Annotated in this window: 26 protein-coding genes; 23 read left to right on the top strand and 3 right to left on the bottom strand. The window is 33.9% G+C overall.

The window, feature by feature from the left end; all coding sequences use genetic code 11:
• Window positions 1-7: 7 nt before the first annotated feature.
• The 16 genes from MR875_03150 to MR875_03075 are packed head-to-tail and all read left to right on the top strand — an operon-like array spanning window position 8 to window position 9,516.
• The gene (locus MR875_03150) at window positions 8-274 is read left to right on the top strand and encodes a hypothetical protein (GenBank protein MCI6993849.1); all 267 of its coding nucleotides are present in this window, start codon (window positions 8-10) and stop codon (window positions 272-274) included.
• Complete coding sequence (locus MR875_03145) at window positions 271-693, top strand: cation:proton antiporter (protein MCI6993848.1); 423 nt, start codon at window positions 271-273, stop codon at window positions 691-693. Before MR875_03150 ends, MR875_03145 begins: the two co-directional genes overlap by 4 nt.
• The gene (locus MR875_03140; GenBank protein MCI6993847.1) at window positions 686-928 is read left to right on the top strand and encodes a DUF4040 domain-containing protein; all 243 of its coding nucleotides are present in this window, start codon (window positions 686-688) and stop codon (window positions 926-928) included. The genes MR875_03145 and MR875_03140 overlap by 8 nt, the downstream gene beginning before the upstream one ends.
• Window positions 928-1,314 carry a cation:proton antiporter subunit C gene (locus MR875_03135; protein MCI6993846.1) on the top strand — a complete coding sequence of 129 codons (387 nt, stop codon included), beginning with the start codon at window positions 928-930 and terminating at the stop codon, window positions 1,312-1,314. The genes MR875_03140 and MR875_03135 overlap by 1 nt, the downstream gene beginning before the upstream one ends.
• On the top strand, window positions 1,307-2,761 hold the full coding sequence (ehbF, locus tag MR875_03130) for an energy conserving hydrogenase EhbF (protein MCI6993845.1): 1,455 nt from the start codon (window positions 1,307-1,309) through the stop codon (window positions 2,759-2,761). The genes MR875_03135 and ehbF overlap by 8 nt, the downstream gene beginning before the upstream one ends.
• The gene (locus MR875_03125) at window positions 2,758-3,093 is read left to right on the top strand and encodes a hydrogenase (protein MCI6993844.1); all 336 of its coding nucleotides are present in this window, start codon (window positions 2,758-2,760) and stop codon (window positions 3,091-3,093) included. The genes ehbF and MR875_03125 overlap by 4 nt, the downstream gene beginning before the upstream one ends.
• Before the next feature lie 31 nt (window positions 3,094-3,124).
• Window positions 3,125-3,364, top strand: coding sequence for an EhbH (locus MR875_03120; protein ID MCI6993843.1), 240 nt, complete (start codon window positions 3,125-3,127; stop codon window positions 3,362-3,364).
• Window positions 3,361-3,837: a cation:proton antiporter gene (locus MR875_03115; GenBank protein ID MCI6993842.1), complete on the top strand. Its 477-nt coding sequence runs from the start codon at window positions 3,361-3,363 to the stop codon at window positions 3,835-3,837. The genes MR875_03120 and MR875_03115 overlap by 4 nt, the downstream gene beginning before the upstream one ends.
• Window positions 3,834-4,085, top strand: coding sequence for an energy-converting hydrogenase B subunit J (locus tag MR875_03110; GenBank protein ID MCI6993841.1), 252 nt, complete (start codon window positions 3,834-3,836; stop codon window positions 4,083-4,085). Before MR875_03115 ends, MR875_03110 begins: the two co-directional genes overlap by 4 nt.
• A gap of 12 nt (window positions 4,086-4,097) precedes the next feature.
• On the top strand, window positions 4,098-5,504 hold the full coding sequence (locus MR875_03105; protein MCI6993840.1) for a 4Fe-4S binding protein: 1,407 nt from the start codon (window positions 4,098-4,100) through the stop codon (window positions 5,502-5,504).
• Window positions 5,505-5,996: a 4Fe-4S binding protein gene (locus MR875_03100; protein MCI6993839.1), complete on the top strand. Its 492-nt coding sequence runs from the start codon at window positions 5,505-5,507 to the stop codon at window positions 5,994-5,996.
• Entirely contained in the window at window positions 5,997-6,443 is a 447-nt protein-coding gene (locus MR875_03095) for an NADH-quinone oxidoreductase subunit B family protein (protein MCI6993838.1), read from the top strand.
• Window positions 6,444-6,455: 12 nt separating this feature from the next.
• Window positions 6,456-7,586 (top strand): nickel-dependent hydrogenase large subunit, encoded by a 1,131-nt coding sequence (locus MR875_03090; GenBank protein ID MCI6993837.1) that lies wholly within the window; start codon window positions 6,456-6,458, stop codon window positions 7,584-7,586.
• A gap of 3 nt (window positions 7,587-7,589) precedes the next feature.
• Window positions 7,590-8,588 (top strand): NADH-quinone oxidoreductase subunit H, encoded by a 999-nt coding sequence (locus MR875_03085; GenBank protein ID MCI6993836.1) that lies wholly within the window; start codon window positions 7,590-7,592, stop codon window positions 8,586-8,588.
• A gap of 12 nt (window positions 8,589-8,600) precedes the next feature.
• A complete protein-coding gene (locus tag MR875_03080) occupies window positions 8,601-8,864 on the top strand; it encodes an energy-converting hydrogenase B subunit P (protein MCI6993835.1) in 264 nt (87 codons plus the stop codon).
• Entirely contained in the window at window positions 8,857-9,516 is a 660-nt protein-coding gene (locus MR875_03075; protein MCI6993834.1) for a DUF5612 domain-containing protein, read from the top strand. The genes MR875_03080 and MR875_03075 overlap by 8 nt, the downstream gene beginning before the upstream one ends.
• Window positions 9,517-9,537: 21 nt before the next feature.
• On the opposite strand, the gene cas4 is transcribed toward MR875_03075, so the two are convergent.
• Window positions 9,538-10,335, bottom strand: a complete 798-nt coding sequence (gene cas4, locus MR875_03070) for a CRISPR-associated protein Cas4 (GenBank protein MCI6993833.1) — start codon at window positions 10,333-10,335, stop codon at window positions 9,538-9,540.
• A 315-nt stretch (window positions 10,336-10,650) separates the two neighbouring features.
• Between cas4 and MR875_03065 the strand changes: the two genes are divergently transcribed.
• Window positions 10,651-10,815, top strand: a complete 165-nt coding sequence (locus tag MR875_03065) for an SDR family NAD(P)-dependent oxidoreductase (protein ID MCI6993832.1) — start codon at window positions 10,651-10,653, stop codon at window positions 10,813-10,815.
• The gene (locus MR875_03060; protein MCI6993831.1) at window positions 10,793-11,395 is read left to right on the top strand and encodes an SDR family oxidoreductase; all 603 of its coding nucleotides are present in this window, start codon (window positions 10,793-10,795) and stop codon (window positions 11,393-11,395) included. The genes MR875_03065 and MR875_03060 overlap by 23 nt, the downstream gene beginning before the upstream one ends.
• Before the next feature lie 129 nt (window positions 11,396-11,524).
• Here MR875_03060 and MR875_03055 read toward each other — a convergent pair whose 3' ends face one another.
• Both MR875_03055 and MR875_03050 read right to left on the bottom strand, forming a co-directional pair.
• On the bottom strand, window positions 11,525-13,009 hold the full coding sequence (locus MR875_03055) for a sodium-dependent transporter (protein MCI6993830.1): 1,485 nt from the start codon (window positions 13,007-13,009) through the stop codon (window positions 11,525-11,527).
• A 294-nt stretch (window positions 13,010-13,303) separates the two neighbouring features.
• Window positions 13,304-14,377: a DNA polymerase subunit beta gene (locus MR875_03050; protein MCI6993829.1), complete on the bottom strand. Its 1,074-nt coding sequence runs from the start codon at window positions 14,375-14,377 to the stop codon at window positions 13,304-13,306.
• 97 nt (window positions 14,378-14,474) lie between these two features.
• On the opposite strand from MR875_03050, the gene MR875_03045 reads away from it, so the two are divergent.
• The 5 genes from MR875_03045 (at window position 14,475) to MR875_03025 (ending at window position 18,118) form a co-directional block, all read left to right on the top strand.
• Window positions 14,475-15,071, top strand: coding sequence for a DUF366 family protein (locus MR875_03045; protein MCI6993828.1), 597 nt, complete (start codon window positions 14,475-14,477; stop codon window positions 15,069-15,071).
• Window positions 15,068-15,586 (top strand): 6-pyruvoyl tetrahydropterin synthase family protein, encoded by a 519-nt coding sequence (locus tag MR875_03040; protein ID MCI6993827.1) that lies wholly within the window; start codon window positions 15,068-15,070, stop codon window positions 15,584-15,586. The genes MR875_03045 and MR875_03040 overlap by 4 nt, the downstream gene beginning before the upstream one ends.
• On the top strand, window positions 15,583-16,284 hold the full coding sequence (locus MR875_03035; GenBank protein MCI6993826.1) for a 7-carboxy-7-deazaguanine synthase QueE: 702 nt from the start codon (window positions 15,583-15,585) through the stop codon (window positions 16,282-16,284). Before MR875_03040 ends, MR875_03035 begins: the two co-directional genes overlap by 4 nt.
• Before the next feature lie 63 nt (window positions 16,285-16,347).
• Window positions 16,348-17,283 (top strand): CBS domain-containing protein, encoded by a 936-nt coding sequence (locus MR875_03030; protein MCI6993825.1) that lies wholly within the window; start codon window positions 16,348-16,350, stop codon window positions 17,281-17,283.
• Between the two features lie 34 nt (window positions 17,284-17,317).
• Window positions 17,318-18,118 carry a CBS domain-containing protein gene (locus MR875_03025; protein ID MCI6993824.1) on the top strand — a complete coding sequence of 267 codons (801 nt, stop codon included), beginning with the start codon at window positions 17,318-17,320 and terminating at the stop codon, window positions 18,116-18,118.
• The last annotated feature ends 8 nt before the right edge of the window (window positions 18,119-18,126 follow it).

The raw sequence follows: 18,126 nt of genomic DNA, 5'->3' as shown, positions 1-18,126 counted from the left end.
AGATAGTATGGATATATTATTTATTTCAAAATATATTGTGGTTATTGCATTAATGATAATGATGTTAGCTGCATTAAGAGCAAGTGCATACAAATCCACATCAATGGGGCTTTTAGGAAGCTCTGCTGTTGTAAATGCATTTGCAGTTGCATTATTAATCATTGGTGGTTTATATAACCTTGAATTCTTTAGAGATATATCATTAGCTTTAATATTCTTTGGTTTTGTAGGTACTGTTGCTTTCGCTGTAGTTTTGGGAGGTGATGATGAATGATAGAATATATTCAATCAGCTCTTCTTATCATAGCAGCTATTTTAATCATAATTTCCGCAATAGGCCTTCTTAGTTTAGGTAAAGGTACAAAGAATGTTGTTTATGCAAGAATTCATATTGTAGGTGTTTTCGATATTGCATGCGTAATTGCAATGATTGCAATTGGACAATATTTGCTTGCTGGAATCTACTTTATTCTAGCACCGTTCATAGCACACGCAGTCGGTAATGCTTATTGGAACAAAGAAGATAGAGAAAATAATTTAGATTTACAAAATGTTGAAGTAGATGTAGGTGAAGACCATCCATTTTTACATCCTAAAGAAAAAATGCAAGCTTTAGAAAGTGAAAATTCAGAAAAACTCAAAGTAGATGAAAGGTTTTCAGTAACTACATTGGAGATTAATGAGGATGAGTAAGATGATCGAATTTGTATTGTGTTTAATAACAGTTTTAAGTGCCATTCTTGCTCTTATCCAAAAAGACTTATTAAAAGCAGCAATTTTGACAGGATTTTCAGGTGGGGCTCTTGCAGTGCTTTTCCAAATCTTATTGGCACCTGATGTTGCTTTAACTCAAGCTATTGTGGGTGCTGCAATCGTACCTGTATTTATTGCTTTGGCTGTTAAAAAAACTCAGAGGGTGGATAACTAATGGCACAGACTCAACTTGCGATATTATTGACTTCAGTTGCATTAGTCATTGTTGGACTTTATTCTGCAATTTTTATTGATAATATCATAAAAAAGATAATTGGTATTAGTTTCATTGAAGAAGGAGTTAATCTATTCATTGTGGCTATTGGTTATAAGGCAGGAGGTGTTGTACCTATCTTAATGCCAGGTATGGACACTTCATGGTTTGCATCAAACGCAGCATACCCATTGCCTTTTGGTTTAGTGCTTACCAGTATCGTAATCGGTGCAAGTACTCTTGCTGTAATGCTTGCATTGGTAATGGTTCTCTACAGAAGGTATGGTACCTTAAGTACAAGTGTAATGTTGGCAGATACATCAAAACAGGAGGAATACAATGAATGAACTAATTCCACTTATGGTTATTGTTCCATTAATGGCAGCATTGATTATTAGTGCTTTTTCAAAATTCAATAAAGCTACTAAGATTTTTGCATTTGTCGTTGCAATATGTCTTCCTTTAATTCCATTGTTGTCAAATTACGGTCTTCATTACTTTGGAGGATATGAACCAATATTGGATAATGTGACAAATGTCGTATATCACCCTGCAATTACCTATTCATTTACATTCTTGCAACAAATATTCATTGCAATGGTTGGTCTTTTGACATTTTTAGTTGTATTTGTATATTTAACTAAATATAAAGAAGTTTCAGGGCCTTATTTGTTCTTGTTGTTCTTAGGTACAGCAGCAGTTACTGCAATGATTTTAACTGATGATATATTCCACATGTTTGTGTTCTTTGAAATATTGGCACTTGCACAAGTGGGTATAGTTGCAGCTTCATCAATTGAATACAGTTATGAAATGGCTTTAAAGTATATGATTTTAGGATCAATCGGAAGCCCTATAATGCTTTTAGGAATTGGATTCTTGCTAGCATTGACCGGTAGTGTAAATATAACTGATATTGTTTCTGCAGTCCACAATGGTTTAGTGAATGTAACATCTCCGGTATTTTTATTATCACTCGGATTAATCTTCTTTGGTTGGTTATATGCATCAGGTTTACCACCATTTCATACTATAAAATCTGGAGTTTATTCAAAAGCAGAACCTCATGGAGCAGCTTTACTTCAATCATTTACAGTTATTTCCATGATTTCAATCGTATTAATCATGTACAGAATCTACTCTGTATTACCAATATTTGAAGTTCTCATAGTGTTCTTCTCTGTCTTAGCTATGATTTTGGGTGTTTCACTCGCATTAACCCAGACTGACTTCAGAAGAATGATTGGATTCTTGGCTGTTGGAGAATTAGGTTTCATCGGTTTAGGTATTGGTCTTGGAACTAATTATGCAATTACTGCAGGTCTTTTCCAAGCATTAAATGAAATCATTATTACAGCATTGTTATTCATTGGATTCGGTGCAATCGTTGAAGCAACAAATGAAGTTGACACACGTAAACTTGGTGGTCTTTTAGCATACCATCCAAAAGTAAGTCTCATGCTTTTAATTGGTGGTTTGGCAATGGCTGGTGTTCCACCATTAAGCGGATTCCAATCTAAATTAATGCTTGTTCAAGCTTCATTAAATTGCGGATTCCCAGAATTATCCATTTTAGCTATTATGGTGAGTATCGCTACATTTGTAGTGTTCGTAAAAACATTCTACACAATGTTCTTAAAACCAAAACCAGCGGATTTAGATGTTGAAAACAAAGAGGTTCCTCGCGCTATGATATTTGCTATGGGAATATTATTAATAATAATCGTGCTCTTAGGTTTATTCCCAGATCCTATCGTACACGGAATTTCTAGCTTTGTAGGAGGAATAATATGAGCTTATACGACAGAATATTTGATGTTGTAAAACAATTCAGAAAATTGTTCTCACCGGGTCCGGTCACTAATGCGGATGTTTCCGGTAGTATCACAGCAGAAATCTTCTTGATTGTTTCATTTATATTGGCAATCATGTTGTTAAGACATGTAAGTGTGTTACTTGCAGGATTAATCGCTTTAATCGCTGCAGTGATTTTACTTGTTAATATTCCACTTATTCCAAAGTTCAAACTTGAACAAGAGGATTCTCTGGATAAAATGTTATTTTATGCAATAGTAACACTTGCAATTATAGGTGCAATCATGTATTGGGGTGGTAATCTTGTCTAGTCAAACAGTTCGTAATTTAATCGCAGCAGTAATGGCAGCAGTATTTTCTGTTACATTATTAGATGCTGTGTTCCATTTAAGCAGCATGATTAATGCAGGTGTAAGTAATATCTATAACGCTTTGGGAACTCAAATAGCTCCAAACATGGTAACTGTTGTCATTTTTGATTTCAGGGCTTACGATACATTAGGTGAATCAATTATATTGTTAACTGCTGGTTTAGTGGTTTTACTTATCTTTGGTAGAGGATTATTGGGGGATAAACAATGAGTCAAGGTAGTATGATTTTAAAATTAGTCTCTTTACCAATCTCAATGATATTAATCTGTTTAGGTATTATGACTATTCTTGGTGGACACATAACTCCTGGTGGAGGTTTCCAAGGCGGTGCTATGATAGCAAGTGGAGTCATATTGTCTATTCTTGTATATGGATTAGGTAATTCTCCATTGGAATTCTCACATACATATATTGAAGTTCTTGAATCTGTTGGTGCATTAGGATTCATCATTTTCGGATTGGTCGGTTTATTTGTTGGTGGATTTTTCCTATACAATGTAGGTACAGACATATTGAATATCGTACCTTCAGCGATACAAACTGCATTCCACTACCCTGACGTTACCAATGCAGGTATTATTCCATACCTCAATATATTCGTGGGATTAAAAGTATTCGTAGGATTATCTGCAATTGTAATTGCATTTGCAGGATTTAAGAAAATTACAGAGGAGAGCGAATGATGTTAAGTTTAGGACCAATTATATTCGGATTGATATTAGGTGTAATTATAGGATCTCAAATCAAAACAAATGTCGGAGATTCCGAGTTAACTATAGCATCATTTGTAATAATCATTATTGCAGGAATCATTGTAGCATGGCAATCTGGTAATTATCCATTTTACACAGATTTACCAATTTCAACTGCATTTATATCTGCTTTAATAGGAATTTTTGTAGGCAAACTACTATTTGCAAGGAGTAAATAAGGGGTTGTTATAATGTTTTTATCAACTAATACATGTGACGGAAAAAGGGAATGTATTAATCAATGTCCTACAAAAGCTATTAAGTTTATCAATGGAAAAGCATTCAGTTGTCTTACTTGTGGAAAATGTTATGAAAACTGTCCGAATGATGCAATATTCCAAAATAGCTATGGTGGATATGTTGTAGACAGAGCCAAATGTAACGGCTGTGGAATGTGTATGTACAACTGTCCTACAAACAATATTATCATTGAAGATGGAGTTGTATACGGTATATGTTCCCGTTGTGGAGTTTGTCATGAAGTCTGTCCAAACCGTGTTGATGGATATGAACTTGAAAAAGACAAACAATTGAATTTAATCAGATCACTTCAAATTCTAAATCCTCCATTGAAAAATGTTCCTCATAAAAAAGAAAGTGAAACCAAACTGGTTACAAGAAGCTACTTTGGAACAGATTTGGAAAATTGTGTATTATGTGGAAGATGTCAGGAATATTGTCCGACAGGAGCGATTCATGTCAAAGTTGACAGGGATGAAGGAATTTGTACTGGATGCAGATTATGTGAGGATGTCTGTCCGAACAATTCAATGAACAAACATCAAATTGTCAATAAAAAATCCTGTACACTTTGTCTTAACTGTATGAAAGCTTGTCCTCATGATGCAATTTCTGTTGAGGACTTTGCTATTGTGGTTAACAAATTGAATCAAAAACCACATGGTTCCTATGTTTCATGTTTAAACTGTGGATTATGTGCGGATTCATGTGAAAATGAATCTTATAAAAGGGTCGATGGTAAATTAAGATATGATCCAACAGCAGATACAGAAAATGCAAACCATGATGTTGCAATTAGTTACTGTCCTGTAAATACATTGACTGAAAGCGATGAGATGTTCATCTATGATGAAGTAAATGATGTTGAATTGCCTACATTAGCAGGATTCTGTGTATCCTGTGGAAAATGTGTGCATGTTTGTAATGAAGACTATGCACGTCAGTTCATGACTCACTCATGGGATGGTAAAGTTTCAGATGATTGTATATCATGTGGAATCTGTGTTGAAATGTGTCAGGAGGATGCAATTACACTTAACAGAGGAAGTATTTCAGTTGACTTGGATAAATGTATATTATGTGAAAACTGTGCTGTACATTGTCCTGTTGATGCGATTCCTAAATCTACAATGTACAAAAATGAAATTAAAGATGGATTCAATTTCATTGAACAAAAATTATGTATGCATTGTGGCTTATGTTACAAAACTTGCTCATATGATGCAATTGAGAAAGTTGATGATTGTTATGTTGTCAATGAAGAGAATTGTACATATTGTGGTGCATGTAAGAACGCATGTCCTGCAAGAGCATTTTTATTCGAAAGAAATTTTAAAGATTCAATAGAGGGTATTTAAATGAGAAATTTAATTAGAATAGCTTTAGAAGGAGCATTTACCAACTTTAAAAGAATCTTTTTTGCAGCTGATAGAGTTACAGATATGGATATGAGAAATCAAATCGCAACTCTTTCAGTTAAAGTAGATGATAGAGTTGATGAGAATGCATGTATTGGATGTTCTGGTTGTGCTAATGTATGTCCAACAGGTGCAGTTGAAATGAAACCATTAGCTCATCCAGTTAAATTGACTGAAGGTTGGACTAAAGATCAAGTGCCTGAAATTAATCTTGAAAAATGTGTCGTGTGTTACTATTGTCATGATTTCTGTCCAATATTCTCACTTTATGGGCAAAAAGGAGCAATTCATCCAACTTGCGTTGGTGATCAAGAAGTCAATGTTTCAGAATTCCTTGATGAACCATTTAAAATATCCGATGATAAGATTAAAGTTATTGCACAATATTTATCAGACAAAACTGTATTAAGAAATAAAGAGGATGGTGATTAGATGGGAATTAAATCATTTTCAAGAGCAAGAGCAATTCACGTCATGTTAGTTTATACTGGTGGATGTAATGGATGCGATATTGAGATTGTTAATTCAATATTATCACCAAGATTTGATGCTGAACAATATAATGTGTTCTTAACTTGGAATCCACGTGAAGCTGATGTTTTGGTTGTAACCGGACCAGTTACACATTTAAATAGGAAACCATTAGAAGCAATCTATGAAGCTATTCCTAATCCTAAATTAGTAGTAGCTGCAGGAAGTTGTGCTTTAATGGGTGGAGTTTATAAGAATTGTCATGGAGATATTCCTTCAGAAGAGATTGAAGGACCAGTTGAAAATATCATACCTGTAAATGCAAAGGTTCCAGGTTGTGCTGTAAGGCCACAAGATGTTTTGGCTGGAGTTGTATCACTTTTACCTACATTATTAGATGCGGACTAGAGAGGGGATAAAATGGATGAAAAAGTACCGACAAATAATAGTATTGAAACAGAAATTCCAATGGGTACAGTTCACCCTGCTGCATTGGAGCCATATAGGGTAAGGTTTTTTGTAGAAGATGAAATCATTCAGGAAGCTGAAATTACTATTGGTGTTAATCATAGGGGAATAGAAAGAATCATGGAAGGTCTTCCTGTTCAAAAGGCTAATGCGCTTACTGAAAAAATTTGTGGAATTTGTTCCAATTCACATGTATGGAACTCATGCAGAACAGCAGAAATTGGTTTAGGTATTGAAATTCCAAAGAGAGCTGTATACATTCGTGTAATTATGGGGGAACTTGAAAGATTACATTCTCACTTCTTGTATTTAGCGCATGGTTGTGAAGTGCTTGCTCACGAAACATTTTCAATGAGAGTATTCTACTTAAGAGAAATCGTTATGGAATTACTCGCTATGATTGGGGGAAACAGAGTTCAATACGGTTGCTCTGTTTTAGGTGGAGTAAGACCAAGGTGTGAACTCGATTCAAATAAACTACAAAGACTCAAAGATGACATGGATAAAATCGAAGAAGGTTTGTCAGGTTTTGCTGACAGGTTTGTAGCAGATCCAATTGTATTGTCAAGGATTACTGGCGTGGGAGTATTGCCACAAAAACAAGCTATAAAATTAGCAGTAACAGGACCGTCCTTGAGAGCTACTGGTGTTGCAAGGGACTTGAGAACAACTATGTTTGAATATGATGACTTTGATTATAATGTAGTTACTCAACCTGACTGTGATGTAAAATCCAATTTATTGATGAGGGTTTTAGAGTCATTCGAATCAATAAAAATCATAAGACAAGCTATCAGGGATATTCCTGAAGGTAAATTAGTTAACCATGATTGGGAAATGGTTGACACTGATGGTATTGTTGAAAGTTATATTGAAGTTCCAAGGGGAACATTATATCATTCTTATGCATTGGAAACTGGTAGGATAAGACATTGTATCATAAGAACTCCGTCAATGTCAAACATCGGTGCAATGCAGTATGCATGTATCGGAAACCACTTGACTGATGGACAATTATGTATTGTACAATGTGACCCATGTTTCACATGTACTGACAGAGCAATTGAGGTAATTAGGAGATAGATTATGTATTCAAATATACTTACAAATCCGATAGTTGCAGTAATTCTTACTGTACTTGTTTGTTTTGTAATTTCAACATTGCTTCCAGGTATTGAAAGAAAGTATGTTCATGCAAGGATTCAACAAAGGATTGGACCTCTTGTTATTGCTCCTGGAATAATGGCTCCAATTAAATTCATGTTTAAGGAAAATATTGAAGTTTCATCTCCAGTTCCAAAATTATACAAAGTATTGCCGATTATTTGTTTCATTGTGGTTTTATGTGTATTCATTGCATTAACTCCACAGGCTTACAAAATACCTGCACTTGCAAGCTTAGTTGCAATTGTTGGTTTTTTAAAAGTTGAAGAAATCTGTTATGTATTAATGGGGGCATTATCCAAATCTGTAATGTCTGTTAAAATGCCTTTCCCAGATCGTGTAAAAGGTGCAGTACATTTAAAAGCTCCATTATCATTCATTGAAGACATAAGTGCAAAAAGATCTTTAAGGATGATTACTTATGGATCATTCCCATTGTATTTGGCATTATTTGCTCCGGTAACTGCAGCTAGAAGTATTTTCTTGCAGGACATTGTAACTTTCCAACAAGTTCACGGACCTTTCTTGTTTACTGTAGCGGGAGGACTTGCAGCTATTGTATTCTTCATCGGTTATATGATTATATTAAATGAATATCCATTTTCAATTATCAAAGCTAAATCTGATGTTATTGAAGGGCCATACATGGAATATGCTGCAAAATACAGGGCTATTGTTGTTTTAACCAGAGGATTCTTTATGTTTGTTCTTGGTGCAGTATTTTCAGTATTGTTCATCGGATTTCCACCAAGCATCTTGTCATTAGGAATTCTTGTCAACATTGCAGTTGCTTTAATATTTGTGTTATTGATGGGAGTATTCTCAGCATTTGCACCAGTATTTACAAACAAACAGTTATTGCCTACAATCTTAGGAACAACTTTACTTGGAATCTTGGCTATTGTGCTTGGATTATTATAGGAGGAATTATTTATGAAATTTGTTATGATGCCATATCACATAATAAGTCTTGGAGGATACATTGTTGAATGGGATTTTCCTTACAGAAATCTTATAGTAGTTAATAAGACCTCCGAACCAATTAAAATGGAAATACCTGTGTTTGATGAAGAATGGATTCATGAACATAGGGATTTAGGACTTGACGTTATTCCAGTTACTTTGAATGATAATTTTTTAAGCATGTGGAAAAGAGCACATGCTGAATTAGATAAAGTAAGGCCAAAAAATGAGTGATTATACATTAACTATTAAATCTGATGAGAAAAAGGGAGTATTGTATGATATTACTGATGTTATCACAGAATATGGTGCTAACATTAGTTATGTTCATCTTTTTGTTGAAAAAAACAACATGGGCTCCATCAACCTTGAACTTGAGCATGTTGAAAACATTGATGATTTGATTGTGGATTTGGAAAAAATTGAAGAAGTCAAATCAGTTGAATTGCATGGTTCTCAATTGGATATTTATGGTAAACGTATAATTATAATCGGTGGTGGAGCACAGGTATCTCAAGTTGCTATGGGTGCAATCACCGAGGCAGACAGGCACAATATACGTGGTGAACGTATAAGTGTGGATACTATTCCACTGGTTGGTGAAAAACCTCTGGCTGAAGCTATTGAAGCTATTTCAAGACTTCCTCGTGTTCATGCTTTGGTTTTGGCAGGTTCACTTATGGGTGGTGAAATCACTCAGGCAGTCAAAAAGGTCAAGGAAGAAAGCAATTTGATTGTAATTTCACTTAACATGCCGGGTAGTGTCACTAAATATGCTGATTTAATTATCACAGATCCGATTCAGGCGGGTGTTTTGGCTGTAATGTCTATTGCAGATACTGCAGTTTTCAACATTGAACGTTTAGATGGTAATATTCATTTCTAAATAAGGATATCGTCCTTATTTTTAACTTATTTTTTCACATAAATTTTCATATTCGCAGTTCATGCATTTCTTAGGATTCTTTTTAACATTTGGAAGTTTCTTATTTTCAATTATTTCTTTTACCTCCCTAATTACACTGAACAATGATTTTCTGAGGTCAACGTCCATCACAACTGGTCTTCTGTCGCCAATTTTTTTGTAATCCACAAATCCGACAAACACTTCGGTGTCAAATTCCTCTTCAAGAAGTATTGCATTTGCAACAAGTTCAACTGCATCCTGGTCCCAAACTCCCTTTATCGGAGGATTTGAGCTCTTGATGCTTATTGGGTAGTATCTTCCATCAATTATCTCTATTTTATCGCACATTCCAATCAATTCAAGCTGGGAGTCTTTGATTAGATAAGAATAAATGCAGTTTGGAAAGAACATTTCAGTAATGCCAAATCCGTCCTTATCCAATATTGTCATTGCCTTTTTGGCTTTGATACTTAGTGTCTTTATGTTGAAGTAAGTTTCGTCGTTTATATCATCAACCTGTTCGGGGGTAAGATGGATATCTGAAGAATTCATTGATTCAGTGGTGCTTTTTATGTATTCGTAAATGTTTTGGGATAATATTTTTTCAATTTCATCCAAATTCATTTGCCTTTTGATTTTACGAATATTCTTCTGCATCAAATCCTGGATGTCAATTTTCAAATTCTTGATTTCAAGATAACTATTGTATTTTTCGTTTTCATTGGTGTCTACATGTGTTTTTAGATATAAGCTCATTGGGCAGTACATGTGCATTTTTATGGAAGATATATTAATCATAGTTTAACCTCTTAAATTCTGTATAATTGGTTAGAAACTGTTCATATAAATATATTGAAGTTTTAAATTACTTTAATTTTCTTTATGGGTCTAAATATTTTAGTTAGATGCTTTTTTTGAATTATAATGGTCTTATTGTTTTCATATTAAATAAAATTCAATATATGTGGATATATCTGGTTATTGTTCTGAGAATATGAAAATTAATTAAAAATTTTTAAATATAATTTATGATATATTATAAAATACCAAGAATTCATTATTGGATTTATCCAATAACGAGATCATATCAATTAAATTAAAGGAAGTGTTATCATGGGAAAACTAGATGGTAAAGTAGCAATGGTTACCGGTTCAACATCCGGTATGGGTCGTGATTCCGCAAAACTCTTCGCTGCAGAAGGGGCAAAAGTTGTTGTAACTGGAAGAAACGAAGAAAGAGCTAAAGCTGTTGTTGATGATATCAAAGCGGAAAGGTAATGAAGCAATCTATGTAATTGCAGATATGGCTAATGTTGATGATATCAAAAAAGTTTTCGATACCACTATGGAAGAATACGGTACTGTTGACATTTTATTCAACAATGCTGGTTTATTAAGTGTCACTCCTCTTTTAGAAATGACAAAAGAAGAATGGGACAGAGTATTTGATGTGGATGTATATGCTGCATTGTACTTAACTCAATTAGTGGCTCCTGTAATGAAAGAAAAAGGAAAAGGTACTATTATTAACACCTGTTCAGTAGCTTCATATGCTGCTCACTTCGGTTTCGTTGGATACATCAGTTTAAAACACGCTATTGCGGGTCTTACAAAATCAATAGCATTCGAACTTGGTCCTGAAATAAGATGTAACGGTATTGCACCTGGTGCTATCCATACTGCTATGGTAGATAGTATTGGTGGTGTAGAAGCATTACAAATGATGGTCGACGGAGCACCAATGAAACGTGTAGGTCAAGGAGAAGATATTGCAGCACTCGCTTTATTCCTTGCTTCTGATGAGTCTGAATTTGTTGACGGACAAATCATCAGATGTGACGGTGGATTTGAATGTTAATTTAGTATGGGGATATTCTTATCCATTACTGCCTTTTAAATCTTTTTTTCTAAAATTTAATTAAAAAATAGTATATTTTGTCTTGTTTTTTAAATAAAAAAATAAAAAAAGAAATAGCTAATTAATTAGCTATTCAATGTCTACTTCGTAGTAATCTTCTGCTTTTGCTGGTAATTTAGCAAATACAATTGGTAATACGATTAATACTACAGTTAAGATTCCCATAATGGTTAAGCTTAATGGGTCTGAACTTGTAATTGTGGAGTAGACTCCTTGTATCCATAAGATAGCGATACAAATTGGTAAAATAAATTTAATAACAGCTTTCCAGAGTTTACCTACTTTGATTCTTGAATCTGCATTCAATGTTTCAATTAATTTATCAAAGTCGTAAATCCAACCGAAGATTATACATTCAATAAGGATTCCGAGTAACAATGCGAAGTTGTTTAAGAATGCATCGAATGCTCCGAGTATTGTACTTCCAAGTCCTGTTGCAAATATTGTGGAAATTAAGAATCCTACAATACAAATGTATGTAACAGCTTTTTTACGTTCAATATCGAATTTTTCAGAAATTGCATAAGTTGCCACTTCAAGAAGTGCAATAGCAGAGGTAATTCCTGCAAATAAGATACAGATGAAGAACACTGGTCCAAGAACTGCTCCTACAGTTCCCATTGTGTTGAATACTTGTGGGAATACTACGAATGCAAGTCCTGTTCCTTCAGTTACTAACTGATCAAATGGAATTCCACTGGTAAATGCCATGAATCCTAAGATGGAAAAGATTCCAATTGAGTTAAATACTTCGAATGCTGAATTTGAAAATGCAACAGTTACTGCGCTGTCTACTAATTTTGATTTTTCTGGTAAGTAGCTTGCGTAGGTCATTGCGATTGCCATACCTAAACTTAAGGAGAATACAATTTGTCCAAATGCTGCTAGCCATACATCTAGATTGGTTAATGCATTCCAGTCCGGTGTAAATATTTGGGTATATCCGATTGATGCACCAGGTAAGGTTAATGAGAATGCAACAATTCCGATTACCATGAAACAGAGTACTGGTAATAAGATTTTACTTACATTTCCAATTCCGTCATTTAAGTCTCTTTTAACAATCAACCAGATTGCTAACCATATTGCACAAACTGATCCGAGTACGATTGGTACAATTTGGAAGATTCCAGTTACTGAGTCTGTTGCTTGTAATACGTTGCTTACAAAGAATGTGTCTGGATTCGCACCCCAACCTTTTGTGAAACTTAAAACAACATAAATTAAATCCCATCCAACAACACAAACATAGTATGTTGTGATTAAAAATACTACTAATACGATGAACCATGCGATTGGTTCTAATTTTTTACTTACTGCGAATAGAATTCTGCCTATTGACTTTTTGAATCTGAATCCAACTGCATATTCTACTAGTACAAAGGATATTCCTAGTAAAAATAATGAAACGATATAAGGAATCATGAATGAACCTTCACCGTTGGAGTAGAGTACATTCGGGAATCTCCAAATGTTTCCGAGTCCGACAGCTGAACCGATCATAGCCATCATGAATGCAAAATTACTATTCCATTCTATCTTTTTCTCACTCATGTTATCACATTACATTAAAAAATATAATATTAATATTTTAGTAATTTGAAGTTTATAAATTATTTGGATTGATTTTGCTTATTTTCGTTCGGAATTATCTTAAAATTGTTGAATGATTGTTTAAAGAATTTTATAACTTTGAATGATATTCAACTAAAAAACGATGGCTATTTCTAAAAGATATGTAATGGTGATGTTACAATTTTATCAATTTGTTTAATGTATATGTCTAGAATATTTTTTATTATATGAAAAATTAAAATAAAAAAAGAGTTGGAAGTATAAACTTCCAATTTAAGCTGGACTTTCCTTGAGTTTCAAGTATTCGTCAATTGCTTCACGGGTGGTTCCGACAACAATTCTGTAATAGTCCTCTTTTCCTTCAGTAATTACTTTTTCCACTTTACCTTTGGCTATTACATGTTCGCCGTCAACTACTTCGCCTGCATAAGTGTGTGTAAATGAAACAACCTCTTCAATAGGTGCTTCAACGCCGTCCAATATTTCCAAGTTTTCGATGGTGTATGATGAAGGGTTGTCAAAAGCGCCAAGGGCACTTATGATGTCACATTCGATTTGAGCAATTCCTTGTGGTTCATAAACTGTATCTCCCCAGGTTCCTTCGATTTCATCATAATCTCTGGTAGCTAGGATGTCAAATAATGTTCCGTTTATTGTTCCTCTGTTTGCTTTTCTGTTTTCATACCATCTGAATTCTTCTTTGGTTAAGCTTTCATCACTCATTCTTTTGTTGTAGACGAAGTCCCAGTAGTCATTTGTAATACCTTGGACTGTGATGTGTTTGTCAACTTCTTCAATGTAGACTTCTTTTCCTCTGTGTTCCTTAAAAGCAGCTATTGCTCTTCTGTGGTTGTCAAGACCATATACAACAAAGTCGAGGTCGGATACATCACTTTTTTGAAGTCCTGGCAAGATTGAACCTGAGATTCCTAAATGGTCATAAGGAATGTCTGCCATGAAATGGAAAAAGTCAGCAACGTCCATCAATTTTGCAATGAGTTCTGGATTTTTGACTTCTCCTCCCTTGTCGAAAGTATCCTTGAGGCCTAAAAGTCTTTTTTCAGGTTTGATGATTCTTTCAACCTTGTCCAATGGCACTCCCATCATTTCAACATTTGTAACATCACAGAAATACAAATAATCTGGGTGGTTTTCTCTTAAGTAGGTATAAGCTTCTGCAGACCCTACTTTTCTGTATCTTTTGCCGTCTTTTTCCCTGTCACCTTCTGGATCTGGGATATATCTTAAAAATGAAATAACTCTGTCTTCAGGATGGATATAATTTGTTGATGCGAAATATAAGTCATCACTTGTGTAGATAAAATCTCTTGTTCTTACTTGTTCCATTATATTATCTCCTAATAAGTTAATTTATGGGACATCTTTAAATTAATTTTTCATTTAATCTTAATATTTATATAAAAATATAATCAAATTTAAATTCATGACTATTACTCATAAACATGTTGATGAAATATTTGAATATGATGGAAGTCAAATCAATCCATCATGGGCTTTCCAGGAATTTGGAATTTATGGCTCTTCAATTATAACCTGGATCGGTCCGGTTAACATTACTCCAGATAACTTAAAGGATTTTGCAGATGTTGGATTGGAGATAAAATCCAATTATATGGTTAATTTTATCTGTGAATTCTTTGATCAACAACCTCCGAACATGAGGATTGCTTATCTAAGACAAAGACTTCTCGTAATGATATTCAGGGAAATTTTGACTGAATATGGAATTGCATCTAAAAGGGAAGGCGATGATATATTTGTGGATGGTGGAAAATTGTCCATTTCAATAGCTAGTGTTTCACTAAGCTCTGCAAAGATACATTTTGCACTTAACCTTGAAGATAAGGGAACTCCGGATGATGTTGAAACAATAGGATTATTCGACATTAAGAATAATGATGGTACTCAAATATTCAATAAGGAAAATTTATTGGATTTAATCAATGAAACTGCTTTAAGGTTCATTGATGAACTAGAATCAATTGAAAATGATATAAGTAAAACAAAGGTGTTAGGATGAAAATTTTAGTTAACGGTATTCAATCAAATTTAAGATTCTCCTCTGCTCATGTAATTCCAGGACATGAATCCTGCGGATTTATTCACGGACACTCTTACTTTGTAGATGTTGAAATTGAAGGTGAAAGAGCAGGTAAATTTGAATTTGTAGTTGATTTTAAACACGTAAAAGGATTTACAAAAGCAGTATGTAATGAACTTGATCACAGATTATTGATTCCTGTTTACAATGATTTAATTGAATTCAAAGATTTTGATAAGGAAACAGGTTCAATCGATGAACTGAAAGCAAATAAAACAATTCATTTCAAAATTGATGGTAAAGGATATTCAATTCCTTCTGTTGACTGCGTATTATTGCCTCTTCCATATACTTCTGCTGAAGAGCTATCAAAATATTTCGCTGAAAATTTAGCTGAAAAATTATTGGAAGAAAATTATGATAACTTAAAATATGTTGCAGTCTGCGTAAATGAAGGTATCGGTCAAGGTGCTGAATATAGGAAAGATTTATGATGAAAGCTCCTGTAATAGAAATATTTTCAAGTTTTCAAGGTGAAGGTCTTTTAATCGGTGAAAGGCAGATTTTTGTCAGATTTGCAGGATGCAACCTTAACTGCAACTATTGTGATACCAATGACAGCAAATCCGAAAAGTCAGGAAAATTGATGACTCCTGAAGAGGTTTTGGAAGAAATCAATAAGATTTTAACTCCTGACTGCAAGACAATTTCATTTACCGGAGGGGAGCCTAGCCTTTATCCGGAGTTTATCTCAGAGGTGGGTAGACTTTCCGATTTGGACATCATGCTTGAAACTAATGGTACCTTACCAAATAATATTGATAGAATTGAACGATTGGATATGGTTTCATTAGATATTAAGTTACCTGAACACTTTGACGGTGAATTTGATGAGCAAATTCTACTAAATGAGATAAAATCAGTAAGTTTATTAATGGAGAAGTCCATAAAGGTATATTGTAAAGTAGTCATATTGCCTTCAACAAAAATAGAATCATTTAAAGAGGTAGTTGAAAAATTATCAGAAAATATTTCAAACAAAAACAATCTTAAAGTAATTATCCAACCTTCCAGTCCTCTAAGTGATTGGAAAGACATTAATTTTAGATTATTCGATTATTCTAAAGTTGTTGGACAATATTTTGATGTTTCCACCATTCCTCAAATCCATAAGATTTTGGATATCGAGTGAATTTTGTTTTTAATATTTTGATTTTATTTTTTTGATGCATTGATTGTTAGTAGAGGTGTGAAAATGAAAGATAAAACATCCATTAATAGAAAATCAAATACTGGCGCAGTTGAACATGTGACAAAAGTTCACGATAAGGAAGGAGACATAATGGCTCTTGCTACTAAAGAAGTTATTTCCATTCCTCCAACCAAATCTATCAAAGACACTGCAAAAGTAATGATGGAACATGAATTCAGAAGATTACCTATCACTGACCCTGGTTCTGGTAAATTATTAGGTATTGTTACCGTAATGGATATATTGGATTTCTTTGGTGGAGGAAAAAAATTTAACATTATTGAGAAAAAATACGAAGATAACTTTTTAGCAGCAATCAACGAACCTGTTAAAGAGATCATGACTCGTGATTTAATCACATTATCTAATAAAGCTTCCATTGGCGAAACAATCAAAACAATGTTGGATAACCAATTAGGTGCTATCCCTCTTGTTGATGCTGATGAAAAACTCACAGGAATCGTAACTGAAAGAGATATTGCATTGTCTTTAGCGGGTGTAGCAGGAAAAGAAACTGTACGCGAATACATGAGTCCTAAAGTATTCACTACTACTCCTGGAACCCCATTGGAAAGTGCATGTAAAATCATGGTTAGAAATGGATTAAGAAGAATCCCAATTGTCGGTGGTGAAGCTGACATTTCCAAAGCACATAAAAAATTATTAGGTATCTTAACATCAACTGATGTTATCAGATTCTTAAATGCAAAAGAATTATTCGATAATTTAAATTCAAATTTAGCTACTGATGTTTTAAAAACTACTGTATCAGACATTATGGTCAAAGACCCAATTACAGTAGAACAAACAATAACTATCGGTGAATTATGTCAATTATTCGCTGAAAACAATATTGGTGGTGTACCAATCATCAAAGATGATGAAATCGTTGGTATTATCACTGAAAGAGATGTCTTAAACTCAGTTAGAAGAGCATAACTATTGTATAAATTATTCAAAGGAGATGATAGTAATGCAAATTAAGAATTTGATGTCTGAAGATTTAATCACAATAGACAAAGATCAAAGTCTTTCTGATGCATTAAAATTATTACGCAAACACAACATTTCCCGTTTGCCTGTAACAAACAATAAAGAACTCGTTGGTATCATATCTGAAAGAGATATTGCCAACAAACTTGGATCTTCAAAATCTGAAAATATGCCACCGTCAAGGTTCCATATTTCTTCTGTAATGGTCAAAGATGTAATTACAGTTTTAGAAACAATGCAATTAGGTGATGTGGCTGAATTGATGCTTGAAAATGGTATCGGTTCAGTTCCTGTTCTAGATGATGACAAGATGGTCGGAATCGTATCAAAAGCGGATTTCGTAACTCTTGCTGTCGGAATTGTATTTGACAAGATTACTGTAAAGGAAATTATGACAAAAGATGTGGTAGCGGTCTCTCCAAGCGACAGGTTGATTCACGCAAGAAGACAAATGCTTGACGCTAAAGTTGGAAGAGTTCCGGTTATTGAAGAGGATGAACTTAAGGGAATCATCACTTCAAAAGACTTGATGAGAGCATTCATTGACTTTAGGAAAAGCGTTCCTGAAAAGTATCAGAAATCTCAAATCAAAGAAGTTCTTGTTGAAGATGTAATGTCTTCAAATCCATCTTCTGTATCAAAAGAAATGTCAATCACTGAAGTTTCAAAAATCATGATTGAAACAGGATTCAATGGTTTGCCTGTTGTTGAAGACGGCAAAGTTATTGGAATCGTAACACAAACAGATATATTAAGACTAATTGCAAAATTAGAATCTTAATATCTTTT

The organism is Methanobrevibacter sp. (genome assembly GCA_022775905.1).
In the GTDB taxonomy this organism is placed as follows: Archaea; Methanobacteriota; Methanobacteria; order Methanobacteriales; family Methanobacteriaceae; genus Methanocatella.
Note: the sequence above shows the minus strand (reverse complement) of the source record. Positions and strands in the feature narration are given on the sequence as shown.

Coding starts and splice junctions, on each gene's coding strand:
- MR875_03135 (MCI6993846.1), top strand. CDS start 928: ATGGCACAGACTCAACTTGCGATATTATTGACTTCAGTTGCATTAGTC.
- MR875_03040 (MCI6993827.1), top strand. CDS start 15,068: ATGAAAATTTTAGTTAACGGTATTCAATCAAATTTAAGATTCTCCTCT.
- MR875_03030 (MCI6993825.1), top strand. CDS start 16,348: ATGAAAGATAAAACATCCATTAATAGAAAATCAAATACTGGCGCAGTT.
- MR875_03095 (MCI6993838.1), top strand. CDS start 5,997: ATGGGAATTAAATCATTTTCAAGAGCAAGAGCAATTCACGTCATGTTA.
- MR875_03025 (MCI6993824.1), top strand. CDS start 17,318: ATGCAAATTAAGAATTTGATGTCTGAAGATTTAATCACAATAGACAAA.
- MR875_03105 (MCI6993840.1), top strand. CDS start 4,098: ATGTTTTTATCAACTAATACATGTGACGGAAAAAGGGAATGTATTAAT.
- MR875_03125 (MCI6993844.1), top strand. CDS start 2,758: ATGAGCTTATACGACAGAATATTTGATGTTGTAAAACAATTCAGAAAA.
- MR875_03100 (MCI6993839.1), top strand. CDS start 5,505: ATGAGAAATTTAATTAGAATAGCTTTAGAAGGAGCATTTACCAACTTT.
- MR875_03150 (MCI6993849.1), top strand. CDS start 8: ATGGATATATTATTTATTTCAAAATATATTGTGGTTATTGCATTAATG.
- MR875_03115 (MCI6993842.1), top strand. CDS start 3,361: ATGAGTCAAGGTAGTATGATTTTAAAATTAGTCTCTTTACCAATCTCA.
- MR875_03140 (MCI6993847.1), top strand. CDS start 686: ATGAGTAAGATGATCGAATTTGTATTGTGTTTAATAACAGTTTTAAGT.
- MR875_03085 (MCI6993836.1), top strand. CDS start 7,590: ATGTATTCAAATATACTTACAAATCCGATAGTTGCAGTAATTCTTACT.
- ehbF (MCI6993845.1), top strand. CDS start 1,307: ATGAATGAACTAATTCCACTTATGGTTATTGTTCCATTAATGGCAGCA.
- MR875_03080 (MCI6993835.1), top strand. CDS start 8,601: ATGAAATTTGTTATGATGCCATATCACATAATAAGTCTTGGAGGATAC.
- MR875_03060 (MCI6993831.1), top strand. CDS start 10,793: ATGATATCAAAGCGGAAAGGTAATGAAGCAATCTATGTAATTGCAGAT.
- MR875_03035 (MCI6993826.1), top strand. CDS start 15,583: ATGATGAAAGCTCCTGTAATAGAAATATTTTCAAGTTTTCAAGGTGAA.
- MR875_03075 (MCI6993834.1), top strand. CDS start 8,857: ATGAGTGATTATACATTAACTATTAAATCTGATGAGAAAAAGGGAGTA.
- MR875_03090 (MCI6993837.1), top strand. CDS start 6,456: ATGGATGAAAAAGTACCGACAAATAATAGTATTGAAACAGAAATTCCA.
- MR875_03110 (MCI6993841.1), top strand. CDS start 3,834: ATGATGTTAAGTTTAGGACCAATTATATTCGGATTGATATTAGGTGTA.
- MR875_03045 (MCI6993828.1), top strand. CDS start 14,475: ATGACTATTACTCATAAACATGTTGATGAAATATTTGAATATGATGGA.
- MR875_03055 (MCI6993830.1), bottom strand. CDS start 13,009: ATGAGTGAGAAAAAGATAGAATGGAATAGTAATTTTGCATTCATGATG.
- cas4 (MCI6993833.1), bottom strand. CDS start 10,335: ATGATTAATATATCTTCCATAAAAATGCACATGTACTGCCCAATGAGC.
- MR875_03145 (MCI6993848.1), top strand. CDS start 271: ATGATAGAATATATTCAATCAGCTCTTCTTATCATAGCAGCTATTTTA.
- MR875_03120 (MCI6993843.1), top strand. CDS start 3,125: ATGGCAGCAGTATTTTCTGTTACATTATTAGATGCTGTGTTCCATTTA.
- MR875_03065 (MCI6993832.1), top strand. CDS start 10,651: ATGGGAAAACTAGATGGTAAAGTAGCAATGGTTACCGGTTCAACATCC.
- MR875_03050 (MCI6993829.1), bottom strand. CDS start 14,377: ATGGAACAAGTAAGAACAAGAGATTTTATCTACACAAGTGATGACTTA.